The organism is Aequoribacter sp., assembly GCF_965659035.1.
Taxonomy (GTDB): domain Bacteria; phylum Pseudomonadota; class Gammaproteobacteria; order Pseudomonadales; family Halieaceae; genus Aequoribacter.
On the sequence record NZ_CBFHWH010000010.1, the window covers coordinates 1 to 19,480 of the forward strand.

16 protein-coding genes are annotated in these 19,480 nt (G+C 53.3%); 12 read left to right on the plus strand and 4 right to left on the minus strand.

The annotated features are described in order from the left end of the window. Positions 1-51: 51 nt before the first annotated feature. The gene (gene queG, locus ACTF5Z_RS03075; protein ID WP_438984454.1) at positions 52-1,107 is read right to left on the minus strand and encodes a tRNA epoxyqueuosine(34) reductase QueG; all 1,056 of its coding nucleotides are present in this window, start codon (positions 1,105-1,107) and stop codon (positions 52-54) included. Positions 1,108-1,174: 67 nt separating this feature from the next. Between queG and ACTF5Z_RS03080 the strand changes: the two genes are divergently transcribed. The 11 genes from ACTF5Z_RS03080 to ACTF5Z_RS03130 all read left to right on the plus strand — a co-directional run bounded on the left by ACTF5Z_RS03080 (position 1,175) and on the right by ACTF5Z_RS03130 (position 13,734). Further along, positions 1,175-2,689 carry an NAD(P)H-hydrate dehydratase gene (locus ACTF5Z_RS03080; protein ID WP_438984455.1) on the plus strand — a complete coding sequence of 505 codons (1,515 nt, stop codon included), beginning with the start codon at positions 1,175-1,177 and terminating at the stop codon, positions 2,687-2,689. Next, positions 2,682-3,140 carry a tRNA (adenosine(37)-N6)-threonylcarbamoyltransferase complex ATPase subunit type 1 TsaE gene (gene tsaE, locus ACTF5Z_RS03085; protein ID WP_438984456.1) on the plus strand — a complete coding sequence of 153 codons (459 nt, stop codon included), beginning with the start codon at positions 2,682-2,684 and terminating at the stop codon, positions 3,138-3,140. Before ACTF5Z_RS03080 ends, tsaE begins: the two co-directional genes overlap by 8 nt. Further along, positions 3,140-4,441: an N-acetylmuramoyl-L-alanine amidase gene (locus tag ACTF5Z_RS03090; RefSeq protein WP_423849131.1), complete on the plus strand. Its 1,302-nt coding sequence runs from the start codon at positions 3,140-3,142 to the stop codon at positions 4,439-4,441. Before tsaE ends, ACTF5Z_RS03090 begins: the two co-directional genes overlap by 1 nt. Positions 4,442-4,444: 3 nt before the next feature. Then, positions 4,445-6,265 (plus strand): DNA mismatch repair endonuclease MutL, encoded by a 1,821-nt coding sequence (gene mutL / locus ACTF5Z_RS03095; protein ID WP_438984457.1) that lies wholly within the window; start codon positions 4,445-4,447, stop codon positions 6,263-6,265. 26 nt (positions 6,266-6,291) lie between these two features. Further along, entirely contained in the window at positions 6,292-7,233 is a 942-nt protein-coding gene (gene miaA / locus ACTF5Z_RS03100; RefSeq protein WP_438984484.1) for a tRNA (adenosine(37)-N6)-dimethylallyltransferase MiaA, read from the plus strand. A 167-nt stretch (positions 7,234-7,400) separates the two neighbouring features. Continuing rightward, positions 7,401-7,649, plus strand: coding sequence for an RNA chaperone Hfq (hfq, locus tag ACTF5Z_RS03105; RefSeq protein WP_009575740.1), 249 nt, complete (start codon positions 7,401-7,403; stop codon positions 7,647-7,649). Positions 7,650-7,694: 45 nt separating this feature from the next. Further along, positions 7,695-8,981 (plus strand): ribosome rescue GTPase HflX, encoded by a 1,287-nt coding sequence (hflX, locus tag ACTF5Z_RS03110; protein ID WP_438984458.1) that lies wholly within the window; start codon positions 7,695-7,697, stop codon positions 8,979-8,981. A 58-nt stretch (positions 8,982-9,039) separates the two neighbouring features. Further along, complete coding sequence (hflK, locus tag ACTF5Z_RS03115) at positions 9,040-10,206, plus strand: FtsH protease activity modulator HflK (RefSeq protein WP_423849134.1); 1,167 nt, start codon at positions 9,040-9,042, stop codon at positions 10,204-10,206. 1 nt (position 10,207) lies between these two features. Beyond that, positions 10,208-11,083, plus strand: coding sequence for a protease modulator HflC (gene hflC / locus ACTF5Z_RS03120; protein ID WP_438984459.1), 876 nt, complete (start codon positions 10,208-10,210; stop codon positions 11,081-11,083). 195 nt (positions 11,084-11,278) lie between these two features. Then, on the plus strand, positions 11,279-12,445 hold the full coding sequence (locus ACTF5Z_RS03125; protein ID WP_438984460.1) for an ATP phosphoribosyltransferase regulatory subunit: 1,167 nt from the start codon (positions 11,279-11,281) through the stop codon (positions 12,443-12,445). Next, on the plus strand, positions 12,442-13,734 hold the full coding sequence (locus ACTF5Z_RS03130) for an adenylosuccinate synthase (RefSeq protein ID WP_438984461.1): 1,293 nt from the start codon (positions 12,442-12,444) through the stop codon (positions 13,732-13,734). Before ACTF5Z_RS03125 ends, ACTF5Z_RS03130 begins: the two co-directional genes overlap by 4 nt. On the opposite strand, the gene ACTF5Z_RS03135 is transcribed toward ACTF5Z_RS03130, so the two are convergent. From ACTF5Z_RS03135 to ACTF5Z_RS03145, 3 genes are read right to left on the minus strand one after another with little or no spacing between them, the layout of a single operon-like run. Next, complete coding sequence (locus ACTF5Z_RS03135; RefSeq protein WP_438984462.1) at positions 13,731-14,024, minus strand: GNAT family N-acetyltransferase; 294 nt, start codon at positions 14,022-14,024, stop codon at positions 13,731-13,733. The two genes, ACTF5Z_RS03130 and ACTF5Z_RS03135, sit on opposite strands and share 4 nt — an antisense overlap. 58 nt (positions 14,025-14,082) lie before the next feature. After that, positions 14,083-17,103 carry an efflux RND transporter permease subunit gene (locus ACTF5Z_RS03140; protein WP_423849139.1) on the minus strand — a complete coding sequence of 1,007 codons (3,021 nt, stop codon included), beginning with the start codon at positions 17,101-17,103 and terminating at the stop codon, positions 14,083-14,085. Then, the gene (locus ACTF5Z_RS03145; protein ID WP_438984463.1) at positions 17,100-18,161 is read right to left on the minus strand and encodes an efflux RND transporter periplasmic adaptor subunit; all 1,062 of its coding nucleotides are present in this window, start codon (positions 18,159-18,161) and stop codon (positions 17,100-17,102) included. Before ACTF5Z_RS03145 ends, ACTF5Z_RS03140 begins: the two co-directional genes overlap by 4 nt. Positions 18,162-18,260: 99 nt before the next feature. Here ACTF5Z_RS03145 and ACTF5Z_RS03150 point away from each other — a divergent pair. Beyond that, a partial coding sequence (locus ACTF5Z_RS03150; protein WP_438984464.1) for an alkaline phosphatase occupies positions 18,261-19,480 on the plus strand: 1,220 nt, incomplete at its 3' end.

Genomic DNA, 19,480 nt, shown 5'->3' on the forward strand with positions numbered 1-19,480 from the left:
GTAGGGCTAGGCCCGGTTACAGTGCTCTGATTCACAGAGTCTCGAGATGAGTCATCGAGCACTATGTTGTTCCAAAGCCCAAATTACGTGCTCCTGAACCAACTCACTGGGAAATGACAAGCGTGACTTAAGCGCCTCAATCACGGGGATGGTACTGGGCGCGTTGCCCAAGGCCACTGCGATGTTGCGCAACCAGCGTTCATAGCCAATGCGTCGTATTGCCGAGCCCTCGGTGCGATCGAGATAGGTGTGCTCATCCCACAAAAATAGCTCGACTAAATCGATATTGTCCAAGCCGTGCCGTGGCTTAAAGTCTGCCTCTTGGGTGGGTTTGGCGAATTTGTTCCACGGGCAGAATAATTGGCAATCATCGCAGCCAAAAATTCGGTTGCCGATTTTCGAGCGAAGTGCCGTATCGATACTGCCTTTATGCTCGATCGTTAAGTACGAAATGCATTTACGGGCATCTAACTCAAAGGGGCTGACAAAGGCTTGGGTTGGGCAAATGTCTAAGCAGGCGGTGCACGACCCGCAGTGCTTCTCGGTTTTTGGGGCCGATACCGGTAGCGGTAGGTCGGTGTAGATTTCGCCTAAAAAGAACCACGAACCGGCCTTGTCGTTGATGAGCATGGTATTCTTGCCAATCCAACCCAGTCCCGCTTGTTCAGCAATCGCACGCTCTAACACTGGCGCGCTGTCGACGAAGGCTCGATGGTGCCCACCCGCTGCATCTTGCAGGCGCTTGGCCAGTGTTGCTAAGCGTTTGCGCACCAGTTTGTGATAATCGCGACCCAAGGTGTAGCGGGCGATGTAGCCTTTATTGGGCTCTTCTAATACGTCGAGGGCATGGGTGTTCTCGGGTAGGTAGTCCATGCGGAGTGATATGACGCGCAGAGTACCCGGTTCGAGCAAATCTGGACGCCAACGCTTCTCGCCGTGTGCGGCCATAAAGTTCATGGTGCCGTGATAGCCTTTATCGAGCCAGCGCTGAAGGTAATTGGGGTGTTCCTTGAGGTCAATGTCGCTAATACCCATGGCGGCAAAGCCCAAGTCGTGAGCCCAGGTTTGGAGTTGTTCGCTAAGCGAATGTAAATTGAGGTCGGTCACGGGATTGGGTTTATGCTTAAGGCATGCCTATAATGCTGGCAGAGTAACGGATAAAGTTTTTTTTTGCATGTCGAAAGCCCCCTCAAATCATGTTGCACGCGAATTAGCCCTGTATTTGGCGGCGCAAACGCGCGCCATTGATGCCAGTGCGATCGCCAGCGGGGTCAGTGGTTTTACTTTGATGTCGCGCGCTGCTCGCGCTGTGTACGAGATTGTATCCGAGTCGTTTGAACCGACTCTTCCACTGTTTGTGGTCTGTGGTGGTGGAAATAACGGCGGCGATGGGCTGCTGGTGGCATGGTTGGCCAAAAATCAGGGTCGAGGTGTGCAGGTGTGTCTGAGCAAGTCGCCCGAGGCGCTTACAGGCGATGCGGCGAGAGCACATGCCTTATGCCTTGAAGCCGGCGTAGAATTTGTCGATCTGCCCGATACGCCGCTCGATGAGGATTGGCTAATTGTCGATGCCCTCTTGGGCACGGGCTTGAATCGCGATGTGCAGGGCGACGCTTCGCGTGCGATTGCTTGGATGAATGCAAGTGCTGCGCCGGTCCTTGCTGTCGATATGCCATCAGGTTTGTGTAGCGATACTGGGCGGGTATTAGGCGAGGCCGTTAAGGCCGATATGACCGTGACTTTTATCGCTTTAAAATTTGGGTTGTTTACCTGTAGTGGCCCAGATCATGTGGGGTTTTTGCACTATTCGGATTTAGAGGTTCCCGATGAGTCTTTTGCGGCACATTCTCCGGTAGCCTGTCGTTTGGACTTAGAGGCGCTGCTGGCAAATGTAATGCCACGCGCAGCGAATTCTCACAAAGGTCTCTTTGGGCATGTGTTAGTGGTCGGAGGAGATTACGGTTTTGGTGGCGCTGTCGCAATGGCCGCCGAGGCGGCCTTGAGTTGTGGCGCGGGCTTGGTTTCTGTGGCAACGCGCACGGAGCATGTCTCGGCCGTGTTGGCTCGAACCCCAGAGGTTATGGTTCACGCTGTCACGAATCGTCACGAGTTGGATAACTTGCTTGCGGGTGTTTCGGTCGTAGTGATTGGGCCGGGTCTAGGTCAAAGCCCTTGGTCCGAGCAGTTATTACAAGTGGTGTTAGAGCGCGATCAACCCTTAGTGGTGGATGCTGATGCGCTGAATATTTTGGTGACAAAGCAATGGCTAGGAAGTTTGGCAGCGCGAACGGCGCCGGTGGTGGTAACACCGCACCCCGGTGAAGCCGCCAGGATGCTGGGGCAGACAACTGCGCAGGTACAGGGCGACCGATTGGCTGCAAGCCAGGCGTTACAGGCAATCATTGACGGTGTCGTCGTGCTCAAAGGCGCTGGCAGTCTTGTGAGTTCTGACCGGGGTGTCGGGTTAAGTGACTACGGTAATGCTGGCATGGCGTCTGGCGGTATGGGCGATGTGTTAAGTGGGGTCTTGGGTGCGTTGCTGGCACAGATCCCCGATGCGGTGTTTGCGACCGAGCTCGGTGTTTGTTTGCATGGTGATGCGGCCGATCTGGCTGCTGCTGAATTCGGTTTGCGCGGGTTAAGAGCGACTCAGTTAATGCCTTATTTGCAGGAGCGTTTGGGTGGTTAATCTGGTTCGAGAACTTCAGAGCGAAGAAGCCCTGCTAGATTTTGGTCAAGCGTTGGCTGCCTGCTTGATGCCCGGCTTCATGATTGAATTACGCGGTGAACTTGGTGCCGGTAAAACGACGCTAAGCCGCGCCATTATTCAGTTTTTCGGGCACAAGGGAGCGGTCAAAAGCCCGACCTATACCTTGGTTGAGCCTTACGAACACATCGAGCCGCCGGTGTATCATTTTGATCTTTATCGTATAGCTGACCCCGATGAACTGCATCACTTGGGGGTGGAGACTTACTTTAATGCACACAGCATTTGTCTGGTTGAGTGGCCTGAGCGGGGGGTTGGTTTCCTGCCTAAGGCCGATATCGTCGTTACACTAGAGCACGCAGTTCTAGGCCGAACGATTGCAGTCACAGCATGCTCTGACAAGGGGCGCGCGGTCATGGAGTGTCTGTTGTAATGGTTCAGGGTTGGCGTATTGGTTTTGTCGTGCTCTGTTTGCTCTTATCGGAGGGCGCGCTGGGGGCAAAAATCGAGGAGTTGCGTCTGTGGCGAGCGCCCGATCATACGCGCTTGGTGTTTGATTTGTCGGAGCCTGCAGATCACACGCTGCTCGAACTTAAGAATCCAGATCGACTGGTCATCGACATTAAACAGGCTGAGTGGGGATCGACGCCCGACCTCGAGCTTGACGGCACGCCAATCAAGGGAGTGAGGACGGCGGTTCGTAACGATCGTGATATTCGTGTGGTTTTAGATTTAAAAAGCCAAGTCAAGCCGCGCAGTTTTGCCCTAAAGGCAACAGATACTAAAAAAGATCGATTAGTCATTGATTTGGTCGATCCCGCGGCGCCACCCAAAGTGGTTGCGAGAAAGGTGGATAACTCTGAGAAGCGCGACATTATCGTCGCTATCGATGCCGGTCATGGGGGGGAAGACCCAGGCGCGATTGGCCCCGGTAAAATTCAAGAAAAAAAGGTTGTCTTAGCTATCGCGGCTGAATTGCGTCAATTATTTGAGGATGCCAAAGGTTACCAGCCGGTCATGATTCGGACCGGTGATTACTACGTATCCTTGTCGGGGCGACGAAAGTTGGCGCGAGAAGCGCAAGCCGATGTGTTTATTTCGATTCATGCCGATGCATTTACGAACCCTCAGGCGAATGGCGCGTCGGTTTATGCTTTGTCTTTGCGCGGTGCTTCGAGTACTGCAGCGCGTTATTTGGCGCAACGCGAGAACGCCGCCGACTTGGTCGGTGGCGTGACCTTGTCGGATAAAGATGATGTGCTTGCAAGTGTGCTGACCGACTTATCGATGACTTCAACCTTAGATCGCAGTTTGCAAATGGGCTCGAGCGTGCTGGCCGAAATGGGTAATGTGGCGCGCTTGCACAAAGACCACGTCGAGCAAGCGGCGTTTGCCGTACTTAAGTCACCCGATATTCCATCGATATTGGTTGAAACGGGGTTCATTTCAAACCCAACCGAGGCGCGACGGTTAAACAACAGTGCTTATCGCCGTAAAATGGCGAATGCGATATTTGCGGGAGTGAGTGACCACTTTTATGCTCAGCCACCGCCTGGCACGTATGTGGCCTGGTCCAAGGAGCAGGGCCAGCAAACCTACACGATCGCGCGCGGTGATACCCTGTCGGGTATTGCGCAAAAATTTAAGGTGTCGGTGGAGTCATTACGCTCACACAACAATATTAACGGGTCGCGAATTTTGGTTGGCCAAACGCTAGTTATTCCGAGAAGTTAAGCTATGGCCCGCATTCACAGTTTAAGTCCCCAATTGGCCAACCAAATAGCGGCCGGTGAGGTGGTTGAGCGACCGGCTTCGGTCGTAAAAGAGGTGGTGGAAAACAGTTTAGATGCGGGAGCGACCCGCATTGATATTGAGGTCGAGGCTGGCGGTGTTAAGCGTATTCGTGTCCGCGACAACGGGCAAGGTATCGAGAGCGATGACCTACCCTTAGCCTTGGCTCGCCACGCGACCTCTAAAATCGTGTCTTTGGATGACTTAGAGGCGGTATCGAGCCTGGGTTTTCGTGGCGAGGCGCTGGCCAGTATTGCCTCGGTTTCGAGGCTGGCGCTGAGTACGAATGCATCGTCAGACGCAAGCGCTGGGGTACTGGCTGAGTCGGAAGGCCGCGATCAAGTGGTCGCAGTGCGACCGACGCCGCATCCGCAGGGGACCACGGTCGATGTGCGGGACCTATTTTTTAACACCCCCGCGCGCCGCAAGTTTTTGCGCACCGAAAAAACCGAATTTAACCATCTAGAAGAGGTTGTTAAACGATTGGCACTGGCGCGGTTTGATGTGGCGTTTAGTCTGTCGCATAACGGTCGTGTGGTCTTAAATTTACCGGTCGCCGACTCCACCGCGGCGCAGCAAAGGCGTGTGGCGACAATTTGCGGTCCAGCTTTTATTGACCAGGTAGTGCACATTGACAGTGAGCGCAGTGGCTTGGGTTTGAGTGGCTGGGTCGGCTTGCCGACCTTTTCCCGATCGCAGGCCGATCTGCAGTATTTTTTTGTGAACGGCCGTGTCATTCGCGACAAGCTGGTGGCTCACGCAATCAAACAGGCTTACCGCGATGTGCTGTATCACGGCCGCCATCCCGCTTTTGTGTTGTACTTGAATATTGACCCAGCCTTGGTGGATGTAAATGTGCATCCGACCAAGCATGAGGTGCGCTTTAGAGACAGCAGAGAAGTGCATAACTTCTTGTTCTCGACTTTGCATCGGGCCTTAGCAGATGTGCGCCCAGCCGATCAGTTGGTAAGCTCCGAGCGCTTTCAGCCTCTGGCGGAGGGCGGTCACCTGGATACCCATACGGGTGAGGTGAGTCAAGGTGCCTTGAGCTGGGGCGGGATGTCGCATCGGCCAGATGTTGGTTCATCGAATAGACCAAGTCCATTGGCGGTGCAGTCCCAGATGAGCAGTTACGGGCGCCTGCACCCAGCGCCCTTGCCCGAGCAGTCGTCTGAGGAAGAGGCCCCGCCACTCGGTTATGCCTTGGCGCAGCTACAGGGCATTTACATATTGTCGGAGAACGCTCAGGGTTTGGTGTTGGTCGATATGCATGCTGCTCATGAGCGCATTACCTACGAGCGCCTCAAAGAAGCCGATGCTGCTGAGGGGGTGCGCTCGCAGCCTCTATTGGTGCCACAAGCGATCGCCGTCAGCCAAAAAGAGGTTGAATTGGCTCGCGAGCACGAAGCTGTGTTTGTGGGTTTGGGTTTGCAGCTAGAACCCGCGAGTGAAGAGTCTTTGTTAATTCGCTCGGTTCCTACCTTGCTGCGATCCGCCGACATGGAGCAATTGGTGCGCGATGTGCTGTCGGATTTAGCGGAGTACGGTCAATCTGACCGGATTGCTGCCGAGCGCGAGGCTATCCTGTCAACTATGGCCTGCCATGGATCCGTGCGCGCTAATCGGAGTTTGACGGTACCAGAGATGAACGCCTTGCTGCGCGACATTGAGGCGACTGAGCGTGCCGGGCAGTGCAACCATGGGCGCCCAACCTGGACGCAGTTAAGCTTGACCGAGCTCGATAAATTATTTTTGCGGGGTCGCTAGTGACCAAGCCTTCGGTGATTTGCCTCATGGGCCCGACCGCGTCCGGCAAGACCGATTTGGCGATAGACCTAGTCGAGGCTTTAAACGGTGAGCTCATCAGTGTGGATTCTGCCCTGGTATATCGGGGTTTGGATATAGGCTCTGCAAAACCCGATTATCCACATCACCTCATCGATATTCGCGACCCATCGGAACCTTACAATGTCGCCGATTTTGTCAGAGACGCGGATAGAGCGGTAGCCGATATCATTGCCCGAGGGCACACTCCCATTCTTGTGGGTGGCACCATGCTCTACTTTAAGGCTTTTCTGGAGGGTCTGTCGCCCATGCCAGAGAGCGAGCCGGACATGCGTGCAGCGATCGAAACTGAGGCGGACTTGCTGGGATGGCCTGCCTTGCATGCCCAGCTCGAGGCCATCGATCCCATCAGTGCGGCCAATATTCACCCCAATCATTCCAGCCGTATCACGCGTGCTCTAGAAGTGTACCGATTGAGTGGAACCCCTTTGTCGCAGTGGCAGCAGCAAAGCCAAGAGCGCGTCGCTCCAACTCAGCAGTATCGTGTGAGTCAGTTTGCGCTTGCACCGTTTGATCGTGCTGTGCTTCATGACCGTATTCAGCGCCGATTTGAGCTGATGTTAGAGCAGGGCTTTATTGAAGAAGTTAAAGCCTTGCGAGCGCGTGGCGATTTGCACGCCAATTTGCCTGCGATTCGCGCCGTCGGTTATCGCCAAGTGTGGCAGTACTTGGGCGGTGAATTTGACGTGCAAGCGTGTATTGATCGGGGTGTTGCAGCAACTCGACAGCTGGCAAAGCGACAACTCACCTGGTTGCGCAAGTGGCCCAATCTTTTTTGGATTTACACTGATGCACACGGGAACTTGGTTGAGCATTTTGAGTCTGAAGTGACAAGGGGTGCAAAAAAACCATCAGATCTGATCTTGAATTGTCTGCAATCACCCCAATAGAGTAAACTAAGCGACAGGTCCACAACCTCGCAAAGGCGTTCGAACCAAGTCAGAGCTATCTGCGTATGTATTACGAAGTGGTAATTTGACTTGGTTCGGGCAGAGCCTAATATCCCCACGTGGGAACATTATATGACGAGCCGTTTTGGCTCACCAAGGAGAAAAATATGTCAAAAGGGCATACGCTACAAGACCCTTACTTGAACCTGCTAAGAAAAGAGCGCGTTCCAGTATCTATTTATCTGGTTAACGGCATTAAGCTGCAGGGTCAAATCGAATCGTTTGATCAATTCGTTGTATTGCTTAAAAACACTGTGTCGCAAATGGTGTATAAGCATGCAATATCTACCGTTGTTCCTGGTCGCATGGTGCGCATGCCTATGGCGAACCCCGGCGAGGAAGAAGCCGAAGATTAGTCTTGGCTGAGGCGTATGGGAATCCCCCAGGAGTGCTGACAACCAGTGTTCTTTGAGCGTCCAGAGTCGGGCGAGCGCGCTGTGCTCGTCCACTTACACCTAGACAGCGAAGTTAACCGCGAAGACCCAAGGGAATTCGAGGAACTTGTCTTGTCTGCGGGTGGGGATCCGGTTGAATTCGTATTTGGCTCACGAGCTACGCCGCACGCCGGTACCTTCGTGGGTAGCGGTAAGCTAGAAGAAATTCGCCAAATCAAGGAACGCCACGAGGCCGAGATTGTGATGTTCAATCACGCGCTGACCCCGTCTCAGGAACGCAACCTTGAGCGGGTATTGCAGTGTCGTGTGCTGGACCGCACCGGACTTATTTTGGACATTTTTGCGCAGCGCGCACGAACGCACGAAGGCAAGCTTCAGGTTGAGCTCGCGCAGCTACAGCACATGAGTACTCGTCTTGTCCGAGGTTGGACTCACTTAGAGCGTCAAAAAGGCGGCATCGGTCTGCGCGGCCCCGGCGAAACGCAGTTAGAAACGGATCGACGTTTATTGCGTGCCCGCATTAAATCTATTCTGGCGCGACTCGACAAAGTGCAGCGACAGCGTGATCAAGGGCGTCGCTCGCGCAAGCGCGCGGAAATTCCGACGGTGTCTCTGGTGGGTTACACCAACGCTGGCAAAAGCACGCTGTTTAATCACCTCACGAATGCCGATGTGTATGCCGCCGACCAGTTGTTCGCAACGTTAGATCCTACGCTTCGACAGCTTGAGCTCGACGCTATCGGTCAGGTTATTTTGGCCGATACTGTGGGCTTTATTGCGCACTTGCCCCACAAGTTGGTCGATGCCTTTAAGGCAACGCTAGAAGAAACGCTCAACGCGGAACTCTTGTGTATTGTCGTTGACGCGGCGAGTGATCAGCGCGATGACAACTTGCATCAGGTCCTTGATGTGCTGACCGAAATCGGCGCTGATAAAATTCCAAGGCTGTATGTTTACAATAAGTTGGATTTGCTTGAACAAGAGCCTCGAATAGAACGCGATGCAGAAGGTGTGCCAGAGCGGGTTTGGTTGAGCGCGAAAACGGGTGCAGGATTAGATCTTTTACTCGAGGCGGTTGCCGAGCGTCTGGGCGACGATATGCTCAACGCGACGATTTCTCTCAAACCCGAGCAAGGCCGTTTGCGCGCTTCGTTGTATCGAATGAATGCGGTCATGAACGAAGCAACCAATGAACTCGGGTGTTTGCAGCTTGACGTTCGGCTGCCGCGCTCAGATTGGAATCGTTTAATTGCAAAAGAAACGGGATCGGTCGAGCTGATTCAACGCGCGTAAACAGGTTTTTGCGTAAAAGTTTGCTAAACTAACACTGAACTAACTACGGGAGTACGTTATGGCGTGGAACGAGCCGGGCGGCGGTAACAATCGGCCCAATGATCCATGGGGTAGTGGCGGCAATCAGGGGCCACCAGATTTAGACGAAGCGCTGAAAAAAGTCCAAGACAAAATTAACGCCATTTTTGGTGGCGGCTCAGGTGGTCGCTCAGGTGGTCCAAGCAAAGGTGCGTCATCAGCATTTTTTGGTGTCGTCGCTGCTGCTGCTCTTGTCATCTGGGGTGTTATGGGTTTTTACCAGATCGACGAGCAGGAACGTGCGGTCGTGCTGCGCTTTGGTGAGTACCACAGTACCGTGACGCCGGGTTTGCAGTGGAATCCACCGCTCATCGACGAAGTGATAAAGCTCAATGTGACGAAGGTCCGAGCTCAAAGCTTTCGCGAAGTGATGCTGACCAAAGACGAAAACATTGTTGACGTTAACATGTCAGTGCAGTACGTGATTAACAATCCAGAGTACTTCGTGCTGAAGGTGCGCGATCCTGAGGTTTCATTACAGCACGCGACGCAAAGCGCCTTGCGCCACGTGGTGGGCGACAACAAAATGGATTTGGTGTTGACCGAGGGCCGTGCAGCGATTGCGCTCGAGGTGCAGCAGCGTGTACAAAATCTGTTAGATGATTACCAAACCGGTATTCAAGTGTCTAAGGTCACGGTTGACAACGCGCAACCTCCTTCGCAGGTTCAGGCAGCGTTTGACGATGTGATTAAAGCGCGCGAGGATGAAGAGCGGGTTAAGAACGAGGCGCAAGCTTACGCCAACGGTATTATCCCTGAGGCGCGTGGTCAGGCGCAGCGGCAGCTTGAAGAAGCCAATGCATACAAAGAGCAAGTCGTCGCGAATGCAGAAGGTGAAGCTAATCGATTCACAAAGCTATTGGCCGAGTACCGTAAGGCGCCCGAGGTCACGCGCGAGCGTTTGTACTTAGACGCCATCACTTCGGTTTACGGGCAGTCGAGTAAAGTCATGGTCGACGTAGAGGGTGGTAACAATATGATGTATCTACCGCTTGATAAACTGACCGAAAGAACCGGTGCGAGTAGCGCTGTCAATGGCTCTGGATCGGTAGATTCACGCACACTGCGACAAATTACCGACGCAGTGACGGAGCAGCTCCGTCGAGACGCGTCAAGCAGTCGCACGACTAACCGAGGAGGCCGTTAAGATGTCAACGAAATCATTGGTTTGGAGCGTACTTACTGCGCTCGTTTTGATGATACTGAACAACACCCTGTATGTGATTAACGAAACAGAAAAAGGCGTGTTGCTGCGATTTGGTGAAGTGGTTAATCCCGATATTAAACCGGGACTTCACGTCAAATTCCCGTTTGTAAACAACGTGCGTAAATTCGACGGTCGAGTGCTGACCGTTGATGCACAGGCTGAGCGTTTTTTAACGCAAGAGAAAAAGGCCCTGGTCGTTGATTCGTTCGCTAAATTTCGCGTGATTGATACAGCGCGTTTTTATACCGCAACTAACGGCGAAGTGCAGCGCGCGATGGGTCTGCTGGCCCAGCGTATCAACGATGGCCTCAGGAACGAGGTCGGTATTCGTACCATTCAAGAAGTGGTATCAGGTGAACGCGACCAGTTGATGCGCAACATTACACTGGATCTCAACAAAGTGGCCGCAGCGGAGCTTGGCGTCGAAGTTGTGGATGTGCGGGTCAAAAAGATCGACTTGCCACCCGATGTTTCCGACTCTGTGTACCGCCGTATGAATGCCGAGCGTGAAAAAGAAGCCCGTGAGCACCGTTCACAGGGTCAGGAGCTAGCCGAAGGTATTCGCGCGGCAGCGGATCGTGAGGTGACGGTCATACTGTCCGAGGCCTACCGTGATGCAGAAACCATTCGCGGTACCGGAGACGCCGAGGCGACGCGCATTTACGCCGAGGCTTTTGGTAGCGATCAGGAATTTTACTCCTTCACTCGAAGCCTGCGAGCATATCAGGACTCGTTTCAGGGTTCCGGTGATATTTTGCTGCTCAAGCCTGACAGCGACTTCTTCAAATATCTGAAGAATCCAGAGGGGCAGCGGTAGAGCGAGCCTAACGATTACAGGGGCGTAACAGCGCCCCTTTTGTCGGCTGTAAATGGTGGTAACCCGCCCAGAAACTGGTAAACTATACCGGCCGTGGTAAGTGGTGCCCTCACGGGGTTCTCGCTGCCGCGGTTTTTTGTTGTTCACGACGTCCATTTTTAGTTGGGCATGCAAGCAAACTGAGATCGAATCTGAGTGAAGTACTGGCAGTTACCGCAAGCGGTTGAAGAAGTGTTGCCCGAACAGGCCAGCGCCTTAGAGGCACTGCGTCGCGAGCTACTTGATCTTTACAAACACTGGGGCTACGAGCTCGTGTTTCCGCCCTTAATCGAATACAGCGAGTCCTTGCTGACGGGTTTGGGTGCTGATCTCGATTTGTTGACGTTCAAGCTTACCGACCAGCTGACCGGCAGGACTTTGGGTATTCGCGCGGATATTACGCCGCAGGTTGCGCGCATTGATGCGCACTCTTACTTAAAGCGCGGCGTCTCGCGTTTGTGTTATGCGGGCACGACCTTGCATACCCACCCTAAGTCTCTCATGGCATCGCGCTGCCCTGTTCAGGTCGGAGCGGAACTTTACGGCGACAGTAGCGAGCAAGCCGATATCGAAATTATTCGATTGTTGATCGAGACCTTGCGAACGTCGGGCGTGGGTGCCTTGACCTTAGATATTGGTCACGTTGGTGTCTACCAAGCGGTCTTTGCTGCGGCAGACATCGACCAGAACGATACGGATATTTTTGATGCGCTGCAGCGAAAGTCAGCGCCAGATTTAGCGGTCGCCCTGCAGGATAAGCCAGCGCAAACACGAGAATGGCTAACCGCCCTAATGAACATGCACGGTGATATCGACACCCTCGATCGAGCACGACAAACCTTCGGTAGTAGCGTGCCCGCTGTTAGTCAAGCGATTGATCAAATCGAAACGGTCATCGAAGCCTTGTCTGCGGTGGCTCAAGACATTGATTGGTATGTCGATTTGGCGGAATTGCGCGGGTTGAATTATCACACGGGGCTTGTATTTGCTGCGTACGCCAAAGGCGCAGGGCAAGCTCTGGCCAACGGCGGTCGCTACGATTCGGTTGGTCAAATTTATGGGCGCGCGCGCGCCGCCACGGGGTTTGCAGTCGATTTAAAGACGCTTTTAGCTCAAGGTCGTTACACAGCAAATTCACAAGGCGCTATCAGTGTGCCGGCAATTATGGATACAAAACTCGAGTCTCTGATAAACGATTTGCGCGCAAATGGGCAGATTGTTATTCGGGCTTTACTGAATGAGCACGATGAGCGCTGCGATCGCGAAATTGTGTTGATCGATGATGTCTGGACTGTGCGTCCAATAGGTAAAACAAACGTATGAACAAACACGTAGTGGTACTCGGCACTCAATGGGGTGACGAAGGTAAGGGAAAGATTGTAGATCTGTTGACTGATCAAGCTGAGGTCGTAGTGCGATTTCAGGGTGGTCACAATGCTGGCCACACACTGGTCATTAATGGTGAGAAAACCGTACTGCATTTGATTCCATCGGGTATTCTACGTGACCACGTTCAGTGTTTGATCGGAAACGGTGTTGTGTTGGCGCCCGATGCTTTGTTGACTGAAATGCGCAAGTTGGAAGCGACCGGTGTACCAGTGCGAGATCGCTTGAAGCTATCGGCCGCATGCCCTCTGATCTTGCCTTACCACGTGTCGTTGGACAAAGCGCGCGAGTTAAAACGCGGAGACGCCAAAATTGGCACCACAGGACGTGGTATAGGCCCTGCCTACGAGGATAAGGTGGCTCGTCGCGGCCTGCGTTTGGGTGATTTGAATAGCCCCAAGCGCTTTGAAGAGCGTCTGGGTGAGGTGTTGGATTATCACAATTTCGTGTTGACTCAGTATTACCAAGTCGAAGCGGTTGACCCGCAAGCTTGCTTCGATGAAGCCATGGCCATGGGTGAGGAATTGCTTCCCATGACCACAGACGTTACCGCTGCGTTGCAAGCTTATCGTGCAGCCGGCGCTAAAATATTATTCGAGGGTGCACAGGGTTCACTGCTCGATATCGACCACGGTACCTACCCCTTTGTGACTAGCTCGAATACGACGGCCGGTGGCACGGCAACGGGATCCGGTTTTGGTCCTCTCTACTTGGATTATGTGCTTGGAATTACTAAAGCTTACACCACTCGGGTTGGTGGTGGTCCGTTCCCGACGGAGCTGTTCGATGCCACGGGCGCGCGTTTAGCCGAACGCGGCCACGAATTTGGCGCTACAACAGGGCGCCCTCGGCGCTGCGGTTGGTTTGACGCTGTGGCCTTGCGCCAGGCCGTCAATATCAACTCGGTATCGGGTTTGTGCCTAACCAAGCTTGATGTGCTCGATGGTTTAGAAACCATCCGAATTTGTGTCGCTTACGAAGATGCCAATGGTAATGCCATGGCTACGCCCGTGGATGCCGAGGATTACGCAAACGTGGTGCCTGTCTACGAAGAGGTCCCTGGATGGACGGAATCTACCATCGGCGTTAAAACCTTAGAAGAGCTGCCGCCTGCCGCTCGTCATTATATCGAGCGTATCGAGTCTACAGTAGGTGCGCCGATCGACGTGATATCCACCGGTCCAGATCGAGTCGAGACCATCGTATTGCGCCACCCTTTCGCTTAGGTGGACTCGGTGCCAAATAACTTGGCACCTAAAGGCGATATCGGGGGTAAGGGGTAAGGCTTGCAGCTCGTAAGTTGTTCAACTTCTTGCAGTAGTCGTTTGGCTATACCTTGCTGGCGATACAGGCCCCTCACGAAGATATACTCGATTCCACCATCGTTTTGGAAGCGAACAAAGCCCGCCGTTGAATCGAGTGTTTTGTAGGTTATCACGCCTTCAATGCGCGTGACGTCCACAATAAAACTGGGTAACTGATCTGTGTTCTTGGTTGCAAGGGCGGCGTGTGCCATCAGCCAAAGCTCCTGGAGTTTGGTGTGTATACGCCGCCTTGTGGGGGCTGGATTAGCTTTACTTAATACTTTGTGCCCGACCTAAACGCGGATAGAAGGTCGGCAGCACAAATAAGGTAAACAGGGTGCCCACGCACATGCCCGCAGCTATCATCAGTCCCATCGCAAATCGGCTTGCTGCCCCGGCACCGTTGGCGAGTAGGAGAGGCAAGACGCCCAGCACGGTTGCAAAGGTTGTCATCAAGATTGGGCGTAGGCGCATGGTGGCAGCCTCTGCCACCGCTTCGAAGCGATCTTTACCTTCTTGCTCTAAGCGGTTGGCAAAATCCACAATCAGAATACCGTGTTTGGCGATTAAGCCGACCAGTGTGAGCAAGCCGACCTGAGTATAAATATTCAAGGTTTCCCAGCCTAAAGCCAGTGGTAATAGCGCGCCAAATAAGCTTAAAGGGACGCTGACAAGCACGACTAGCGGATCTCTAAAGCTGTTAAATTGCGCCGATAAAACGAGATAAATCAGTATTAAAGAGGCGCCAAACAAGAATAAGAAGCTATTGCCTTCTTGCACGTAACGGCGGGATTCGCCTTCGTAGCCGGCCCGATAGCCTTTTGGTGCGATGTTCTTAAGCTCTTGCTCCAGAAACTCTAGTCCATCGCCGAGCGTGTTGGGGGGCATCATCATGCCTTGAATCGTAATGCTGTTGAGCTGCTGATACTGCGAGCGGACGTTGGGTTGAACGATGGTGCTTACAGAAATCACAGATGAAAGGGGAATCATTTGGCCGGATAGACTGCGCACATAGTACTGCGACAAATTGGAACCGCTCAGGCGAAAATCATCCGCTGCTTGAGGAATGACTCGATAGGTCCGTCCCTCAATCGCAAAACGACTCACCTCGCCATCGCCCAAAAGCGTTTGCAGAGTTTCAGCGATTTCAGGCATTTCGACACCCAAAGCTGCCGCTTGTTCGCGGTCGATGTGGACCTTAAGTTCGGGACGAGAGTGACGTAGCGATTTGTTCACAAAGATAAACTTGCCCGACTCGCGCGCCTTGGCAAGCAATTCTTCAGCGACCTGCTCAAGTTGTGCGTAGTCATCGGTTGATGCCACTACAAAGTTGACCGGCAAGCCAGAGTCTACGCCCGGTAGCGCCGCCCAGGCGAAGGTATAAATTTCTAGGCCCGCTACGGTCGAGTACTTTTGTTGCGCCTCGGCAATGATCTCTGACTGATGTCGTTCTCGTTCATCCCACAATTTAAGCTCTAAGCCGCCAAAAATTTGATCCTGCTGATTCACCTGCCACGCTGTGCGGATTTCGGGAATGGTGCGCCACAAATCAATCATTTGCTGTGTGTACGCGTTGACATAATCGATATTGGCGTAGTCTGGCGGACTTGCGAACACGAAGATACTGGCGTTGTCTTCTTCGGGTGCGAGCTCGCGCTGAGCTAATAAAAAGCTCATGGGTAGGCTTAAAAAAATCACGCCCGCAAATAGCCAGACGGCGCCCCGGTTGGCTAAACAGGCGTCCACGCCGCGACGGTAAATCCGATCTAGGCGGTGGAATTGTGCGTCTACCCAGTCGGCGGCTTTGCCCTGTTCTTTCAGGGGGCGCAAAATTTTAGAGCACATCATCGGGCTGAGCGTTAGGGCAATCAAACCCGAAACCACGACTGCGCCCGCAAGCGTTAAAGCAAATTCACTAAACAGGGTGCCCGTGAGGCCGCCTACAAAAGCAATGGGGGCGTACACCGCGGCCAAGGTTAGGGTCATGGCAACAACGGGGAGGGCCACCTCGCGAGCGCCGATCAAAGCGGCTTCATAGGGCGTTTTTCCCTCTTCGATGTGTCGGTGAATATTCTCGACCACCACAATCGCATCATCCACTACCAATCCAATGGCGATGACCATGGCCAGTAGGGTCAAAAGGTTCACCGAAAAGTCGACGACCCAGAGACCAAAAAGCACGCCTACTAGGCTCAGAGGAATTGCAACCAGAGGGATAATGACCACGCGCCAAGAACCCAAAAACAACAGGATGACGCCAATCACAATGAATGTGGCTTCTATCAGGGTCATGCCCACTTCTTCAATGGCTTTTTCGATATAGATCGAGGCATCAGAGTCAGCATCGGCAACTAAATCGGCAGGCATTTCTGGTGCTAGGTCAGCGAGTTTTTGCTTGACGCGCTGAGCTACAGCGAGCGGATTGGCTCCGGGCGCGCTGGTGATCGACACAAACACTCCGGTGTTCCCTTCGGAGTAAACAGTAATATTGTAGCGCTCGCTACCAAGCTCTACGCGAGCTAGATCTTTTAGGCGGACGCGTTGGTCACCGTTTTGTCGAACAATGATTTCACCAAAAAGCTCAGGGTTTTCGATATCGGTTTCAACATCAACAGCGGTTCGAGTCCAAGCGCTCTCTACACCACCAGGCGCTGCGCGCACGTTATTACGCTGCAAGGCGCGATTTACCTCAGCGGCTGTGATGTTATAGGCCGCGAGTTTCTCGGGTTGCAGCCAAATACGCATGGCAAATACTGTTCCTGACAAGACTTGCGCTTGCCCCACACCCTCGATAGTTGCCAGCTCTGGTTGAATCGCGCGGTGCAGGTAGTCTGTAATTTGTTTGGTATTTAACTGCTCGCTGGTGAAAGCGATGTACATCATTGCGTCATCGCCTTGGCTGGTAGTCACCACTGGGTCTTCGATTTCGCGAGGTAGCTCGTATTTGGCCTCGCTTATTTTCGCGATGACCTCGTTCTGCACCATGGTGGTGTCTTCATTTAAGCGCACGTGCACTTGTATGGTCGACATGCCGGGTGCGCTGCTGGCAGTGAGATAATCTATTCCACGCGCGCCGGCTATCCGCCGCTGCAAAGCGTCTGTGACATAAGCCTGTACCGTATCGGCACTAGCGCCGGGATAAGCGGTCTGTACAATAATGAGCGATTTTTCAACCTCGGGGAACTGGCGTAATTCCAAGCGGTTAAAAGACTGTAGGCCCGCAACCAGCAGTAAGGCGCTAATAACAACGGCTAGTACCGGGCGGCGGATAAATACGTCAGTAAAACTCACAGTGGGCTGTCCTCGCTGACGGTAACGCTAGCACCAGAATACAGTTTGTGTTGTCCGGCTGTGATGACTTGATCGCCTAAGTTGATCCCTGAGCGAATTTCAACCCGCTGCCCTCTGTGCTCACCGGTCGTTACCATGCGCATTGACGCAATAGGCCCTGTGTCGGTTTGCTCGACGACATAGACAGCATCGCCGCGCAACGCATAGGTAACGGCTGTTTCAGGTACCGTAATAGCCTCGCTCTGGTCTTTTAGCAGCACCGCAATACGGACGAACTCACCGGGGAACAAGTCGGTGCTATTCAGTTGTGCTCTGAAGCCTCGGGTGCGATCGATCGGGTCGAGCCTAGGGTCAGCCTCCGAAATTTTCCCCTCTGCTAAAAGCTCTTGGTCTGCTGTCTCAATGCGTACTCTCAAGCCTACTTCGACATCGCGTGCTTGCGTTGCGGGCAAATTAAATTCGGCTTCAAGATTCTGTATGGTGGTGATGGTTACTAGGGACTCACCAGCGTTGACGTAGTCGCCAACATTCACCATGGGGACCCCGACTAAACCTGTAAACGGCGCAAGCAATCGCTTTTGTCGAATACGCGCAAGCGTTTCCTCAACGCGCGCACTCGCTGCCTGGAATTGGGCAGCCCGAGTGTCGAGTTGAGTTTGCGATATCGCTTTCTCTTTTGCCAATTCGCGGTCGCGATTTAATAAAGTCTCCGCAAGAGCCAGCTCCGCTTCATAGCGGCGCAGTTCTGCTTGTTCGATGCCGTCGTCGAGCTGCACTAGGATCTGGTTGTCATCGACGGTTTGGCCGCCTTTGAACAACAACTTAGACACGCGACCTGAGACTTCGGCCTTTAATACGCTTTCTTGTTCCGCGATGATGGTGCCAACCGTTAAGATTTTGCGTTGAATCGTTTCTACTTGGGCAAGCTCAGCGTTGACTGTGACGGGCGCGGGACTGAAGTCCATTTCGGCTAAGGCTGAAAATTTGTTGTAAAGATACGTCCCAACGCTGCCAAAAATAGCGATGAGTAAGCCGGCAGAAAGTAGGTAGGCTCGCACGGAAAAACTCCTAATCAAATCGATGCGCTAAGCGTAACACGCTTGTTATATGAATAGGTTATGATACGTACTTTCGAGTGAGTCGGTTTTGGAGAAATCATGAAAAAGCAGTGGCTGGGTGTCGTTGGAACGAGCTTGTTGGTAAGCGCCTGTGCGAGCGAATCTGGGTTGCAGAAGCCGGTTGCCCAGCCGCAGGTTCCGAGTGTTAGTGCTGTCTCACCTACTGGGTATGAAGCGGGCGCTGCTAAGTTGCAAGCGAACTTGAGACGAGCGATCGTTCAAACCCCGGGTGCCGCAAAAAATGTCATTTTATTCGTGGGCGACGGCATGAGTATTCCGACCGTCACCGCAGCACGAATATACGAAGGGCAGCTGTTGGGCGGTAGCGGCGAGGAGCATAATTTATCGTTCGACCAGTTTCCCTTTGTTGGCCTGTCTCGCACCTATAACACCGACGCCCAAACCCCAGACTCCGCGGGCACCATGACAGCGATGGTCACAGGGATAAAAACCCGTGCGGGTGTCTTGAGCGTGGGTCCTGATGTTATTACGGGTAACTGCGCGTCACAGCAAGGCAATAATCTAAGGTCGATACTCACCTTGGCTGAGCTTGCGGGTAAGCAAACGGGTATTGTGTCGACGGCGCGAATAACCCACGCGACACCGGGTGCGTTGTACGCTAACACCGTGAACCGTGATTGGGAGAATGACGCTGAACTCAGTGACGAGGCAAAAGAGAACGGCTGTGAAGATATCGCTTCCCAGTTGATCAGCTATGCGTCGCGGGCTTCGGCAGAAACGGGCTCTGCGGTCGATGGCCCAGAGTTGGTCTTAGGCGGTGGTGCGGGTAGTTTTTTACCTAAAGATGCACAAGAGTCACCATTTAAAGGTAAGCGTGGGGATGGCCGCAACTTAATCACTGAGTGGCAGGCCTTAAGCCCAACGGCATCGTTTGTAAGCACTAAAGGTGAATTGGCTGAGCTTACTGCGTCGCAATTGCCGGCGTTGGGTTTGTTCAGTGCCTCGCACATGAGCTACGAAGCGGATCGAGTCGCCAAGCAAAACCAAGAACCCAGTCTGGCCGACATGACACGCAAAGCTATCGAGTTGCTGGATAATCAAAACGGCTACTTTTTAATGATAGAGGCGGGCCGAATTGACCATGCCCACCACGCGGGGAGCGCCGCAGGTGCCTTGAGCGATGCGGTGGCGCTTTCTGACGCCGTTGCGGTAGCAAAAGAGCTAACCTCTGACGATGATACATTGATTATTGTGACGGCAGATCACAGCCACACGATGACGATCGCGGGCTACCCCGT